Raw genomic sequence first — 4,828 nt, 5'->3', positions numbered from 1 at the left:
GATCCTTTTTACTTATTTTATTTTTTATACATCATATTTAGTAGCAGAAACATCACCACCTGTACCTGTCCAGTTAGTGTGGAATACTTCACTTAAAGGACGATCTACACGTTGATAAGTATGTGCACCAAAATAGTCACGTTGTGCTTGTAATAAGTTAGCTGGTAATTTACCTAAAGTATAACTATCTAAGAACTGTAAACCTGCAGCCATACATGGAACTGGAATGCCATGAGCAATAGATAGAGTACAAATTTTTCTCCAGCTAGGTAAACAAGAAATTAAAATTTCACGGAAATAATCATCTAAACCTAAGAAGTTTAAATTAGGATTTTTATCAAACGCATTTTTAATATCTTGTAAGAATTTAGATCTAATAATACATCCTTCTCTCCATAAAAGAGCGGTATTACCTAGATTAATATCCCAATTAAACTCATCTGAAGCAGTTTTCATTAGCATAAAGCCTTGAGCATAAGAAATGATTTTCGCTGCTAATAAAGCTTTACGTACATGTTCAATTAATTCCCCTGCTTGCTCAAATGATAATTTATTTTCTACAGGAGGATGAATTGCTCCAAATACTTGCTCAGCTTCTAAACGTTGTTGTTTTAAAGCAGAAACACAACGCATAAATACTGATTCAGTAATTAAAGTTAAAGGTACACCAAAGTCTAGTGCATTAATTCCTGTCCATTTACCTGTACCTTTTTGTCCTGCTGTATCTAAGATTTTGGTTACTAATGGTGAACCATCTTCATCTTTAAAACGTAAAATATCAGCAGTAATCTCTACTAAATAAGAGTCTAACTCAGTTTTGTTCCAAGCGGCAAAAATATCTGCTAACTGATCATGAGTTACATCTACATATTCAGAAAGGAAATGGTAAGCTTCACAAATTAATTGCATATCACCATACTCAATCCCATTGTGCACCATTTTCACAAAGTGACCAGCACCTTCTTTACCTACCCAATCACAGCAAGGGTGACCATCTGGAGTTTTTGCTGAAATCGCTTGTAAAATAGGTTTTACCGATTCCCACGCTGCTGGATTACCACCAGGCATAATTGAAGGACCACGACGAGCACCTTCTTCACCACCAGAAACACCAGCACCTACATATAGAATACCTTTCTCTTCTAAGTATTTGGTACGACGAGTCGTATCTACATAGTTAGAGTTTCCACCATCAATAATAATATCACCTTCATCAAGTAATGGTAATAATTGAGCGATAAAATTATCAACCACTTCTCCAGCACGTACCATTAAAAATACTTTACGTGGAGAAGCTAATTTAGCTACCATATCTTCTAAAGATTGAGCTCCTACAATATTTGTACCTTTTGCAGGACCGTTTATAAAGTCTATAACCTTATCTTGGCTACGGTTATAAGCGACAACTTTAAACCCATGGTCATTCATGTTTAAAATCAGGTTTTGCCCCATTACCGCTAAACCTACAACGCCAATGTCATAATTTAAAGACATAATTTTCCTCTTAATTATTGAATTGAATAAACTATTCTTAGCTCAACTATTTAGCTAAATTATTAGAAAGCTCTGTTAATGTATTTACATCAATTTCTTTAGCAGCTTCAGAATCTAGATACATAGTGGTTTTACTATTAAGACCAACGTACACTAATACATACTCATTACCAAATTTTTCTTTCACTACTTGATAAATATTATAATCTTGATGTTGTTGACGTATTAAGTCTTGTAATAATAAAACTCCCGCAACTGCTGGAATTGTTTGCCCTAGAATATGAGCTTTACCCGCTCCTGAAGCGATAAAACAAATTTCCTTAGCAGCATTAATTAACTCAAGAGATTGAGAAATTCTTGGTTGTGATGTTAATGGATGAAATGCAGGAATATACCAATCTGTAGTTTCTAAATCAAATACTGCTGGAAATAATGAAGCTGTATGCCCATCATCACCTATTCCTAAAACAATTAGATCAAAGCTAGGTATCCCTTGGGAATTAGCTGGAATTAACTCACGCACTAAGTCAGTCATACGATTAACTTCAGCTTCAACATATGAGTATTCTAATTTATCTTGGGTAAAACCTTGAATTGGATGAATATTTTCCGCATTTATATTGAGCTTACTTAAATATTTACGGTTTAACTCACCATAATTACTCTCTGAAGAAGTATGTTCAACTAGACGCTCATCATTCCACCATAAATGAAGGTTATTCCAATTGATTTGCTCACTTAAACCTGATTTTTCTAAGTAGGCAAATAATTTAAATACGGTAGAACCACCAAAGAGAGAAATGTGTTTTGCTTCTTGCTCTTGACTTAAAGCTAATAACTTTTGGGCAACCGGAATTAATAACTCATCTCCATCTGCTTCGATGATTTTATAGTTAGATTTTTCAAAAATTACTCTAGACATATTAACTTTTTAATTTCTCTTCTCTTTCTTCTACGCAATCAAAATGCCACTTAAATCCAGATTTTTGTAATAAATCTACAGAAGCTTCAGGTCCCCAACTACCAGATTCATAAGTATGAATTTTTGGATTTTGTTTCTTATAGTCAATAATTGGTTGCACGTATTTCCAACATTCTAAAACAAAATCAGAACGAGTAAAGAGAGTTGCATCACCTCTAATTGCGTCTAATAATAAGCGCTGGTAAGCATCTAGAATTAACATATTCTTTTCACTACGATTTAAATCTGTATATTTAAAATCCATAGGTACTTCAGAAATATTAAATCCTGAACCTGGACGCTTCATCCCAAAATTCATTTGAATTGATTCATTAGGTTGAATGCGAATTACTAAGTTATTTTCAGGTGCACGATCTTTAAAATCTTGGTGTGGAGAACGTTTAAAATGAATACAGATTTCAGCGATTCTATCTTTTAAGCGTTTACCTGTACGCACAAAGAATGGCACTCCTGACCAACGCCAGTTATCTACTTCAATTTTTGCTTGTACATAAGTTTCAGTAGTTGAATTTGGATCTACGCCCTCTTCATCTTTATAAGCTTTTTGTTCAGGATTATTTGGATTAGCACCATACTGTGCAAGAAGAACTTGTTCTTCAATGGTTTCAAGTTTAATTGGTTCTAAACTACGAATAACTTTTACTTGTTCATCACGAATAGAATCAGCATCTATTCTTGCAGGAGCTTCCATTGCTACAAAAGAGAATACATTTAACAAGTGATTTTGTAACATATCTCTTAAAGCACCAGATTGATCGTAATAAGCAGCTCGCCCTTCAACTCCTAGTTGTTCAGCAGCTGTTATCTCTACATAGCTAATGTAATTACGATTCCAAATCGGCTCAAATAATGCATTAGCAAAACGGAATACTAAAATATTTTGTACCGTTTCTTTACCTAAGTAGTGATCAATACGATATAACTGTTCTTCTTTGAAATATTGATGTAAATCATTATTTAAAGTTTGAGCAGACTCTACATCATAACCAAATGGTTTTTCAATAATTAAACGTCTCCAACCATAGGTTTGATCCGCTAAACCTACTGAACTTAAATGTTGAGCAATCGTAGTATAAGCACTAGGAGGCGTCGACATATAGAAAACAAAGTTAGGTTTGATGCCTAAATCTTTAGCACTATTCTCTAACACCTCTTTTAAATGAGCATAATCACTAGGATCTATGGCATTAGCCTTTACATAAACAATTTTCTCAATAAAATCATTTACAAGTTTATTAGCTAATTCTGCATTATTTTTTTGCGATTCTTTTAAGAAATCTTCTTTTACTTTCTCAATTGAATCTCTACATTTATTTTGAAAGTCAGTGTTTTCAATTGAACTACGACCTATTGCCATTATTTTAAATTTATTTGGAGTTAATTCGTTACAAAATAAACCAAATAATGAAGGAAGCAATTTACGTTGTGTTAAATCACCTGTAGCTCCAAAAATAACAATGATACTATCTTCAGTTTTTGTTACCATAATTATTTATAATTGTAAATTTAACTTTGCCTTTTCTCTTATTATGCAAAGCTGAGTTTGAATTAGGATTTCAATTGATAGCTTTTCACCGCTATATTATACCCCAAGTAGTCAATATTTGTTAATAATAAAAGCCTTAGCTTTAGCTAAGACTTATTTCAATCTAGTTTGAGATTTTTTATTCTGAGTTTCGATTACAGAACTTAAATCATTGAAGTTAAGATGACAATAACCACCAGGGTTTTTATCTAGATATTTTTGATGATATTCTTCAGCACTGCAATAGTTATTTAAAGGTAAATTCTCTACTACAATTTTTGCTTGATACTTAAGTTGCTCATTTTCAAGAACCTTAGCAATAAGCTCTTTTTGATCTGCAAAATCAGAAGCTAAAGAGTAAATCCCTGTTCTATATTGCGTCCCTTTATCATTTCCTTGTTGATTTTCTAATGTCGGATCTATAGTTTGTAAAAAAGCCTCTAAGAGTTCTTCTAAAGGTAATACTTGATTATCATAAGTTACTTTAACCGCTTCCACATGAGCTGTAGTTCCGGTACAAACTTCTTTATAGCTCACTTGCTCTTGATTACCATTAGCAAACCCCACCTCTGTTGCTTCTACACCGAGAAGACTTTTTAAGAACTTTTCAGTTCCCCAAAAGCACCCACCTGCTAAGTAAATTTCTTTTTTTGCCATATTTTACTCCAAATCATTAAAGGTAAATTATCAATAAAGATCTGTTTCTATAAAGTTCTATTTCTTTATATATTAAAGATCAATTCTTTTCTAAGTAACTAATTACTACCAAGTGAGAATTTAGTTAAAATCTTTATTACTTTCTGTATTCTTTATAAATTTTATTCATA

General features: G+C 32.6%; 4 protein-coding genes. All 4 read right to left on the bottom strand.

All coding sequences use genetic code 11. From position 1 onward, the window contains the following. Positions 1–24: 24 nt before the first annotated feature. Positions 25–1,494: a decarboxylating NADP(+)-dependent phosphogluconate dehydrogenase gene (gene gnd / locus CKF59_RS05815; protein WP_119535017.1), complete on the bottom strand. Its 1,470-nt coding sequence runs from the start codon at positions 1,492–1,494 to the stop codon at positions 25–27. Positions 1,495–1,540: 46 nt separating this feature from the next. Beyond that, positions 1,541–2,416, bottom strand: a complete 876-nt coding sequence (pgl, locus tag CKF59_RS05810) for a 6-phosphogluconolactonase (RefSeq protein WP_119535016.1) — start codon at positions 2,414–2,416, stop codon at positions 1,541–1,543. 1 nt (position 2,417) lies between these two features. Beyond that, entirely contained in the window at positions 2,418–3,962 is a 1,545-nt protein-coding gene (gene zwf, locus CKF59_RS05805; protein WP_119535015.1) for a glucose-6-phosphate dehydrogenase, read from the bottom strand. Positions 3,963–4,115: 153 nt separating this feature from the next. Further along, entirely contained in the window at positions 4,116–4,658 is a 543-nt protein-coding gene (gene msrA, locus CKF59_RS05800) for a peptide-methionine (S)-S-oxide reductase MsrA (RefSeq protein WP_119535014.1), read from the bottom strand. Positions 4,659–4,828: the final 170 nt, after the last annotated feature.

The sequence above is a fragment of the Psittacicella gerlachiana genome, assembly GCF_003585965.1.
GTDB classification, from domain to species: Bacteria; Pseudomonadota; Gammaproteobacteria; order Enterobacterales; family Psittacicellaceae; genus Psittacicella; species Psittacicella gerlachiana.
This window is presented reverse-complemented; position numbering and strand designations above follow the sequence as displayed.

What these genes read in the sequence shown, in the direction of transcription:
- gnd (WP_119535017.1), bottom strand. Translation starts at nt 1,494, where the DNA reads ATGTCTTTAAATTATGACATTGGCGTTGTAGGTTTAGCGGTAATGGGG.
- pgl (WP_119535016.1), bottom strand. Translation starts at nt 2,416, where the DNA reads ATGTCTAGAGTAATTTTTGAAAAATCTAACTATAAAATCATCGAAGCA.
- zwf (WP_119535015.1), bottom strand. Translation starts at nt 3,962, where the DNA reads ATGGTAACAAAAACTGAAGATAGTATCATTGTTATTTTTGGAGCTACA.
- msrA (WP_119535014.1), bottom strand. Translation starts at nt 4,658, where the DNA reads ATGGCAAAAAAAGAAATTTACTTAGCAGGTGGGTGCTTTTGGGGAACT.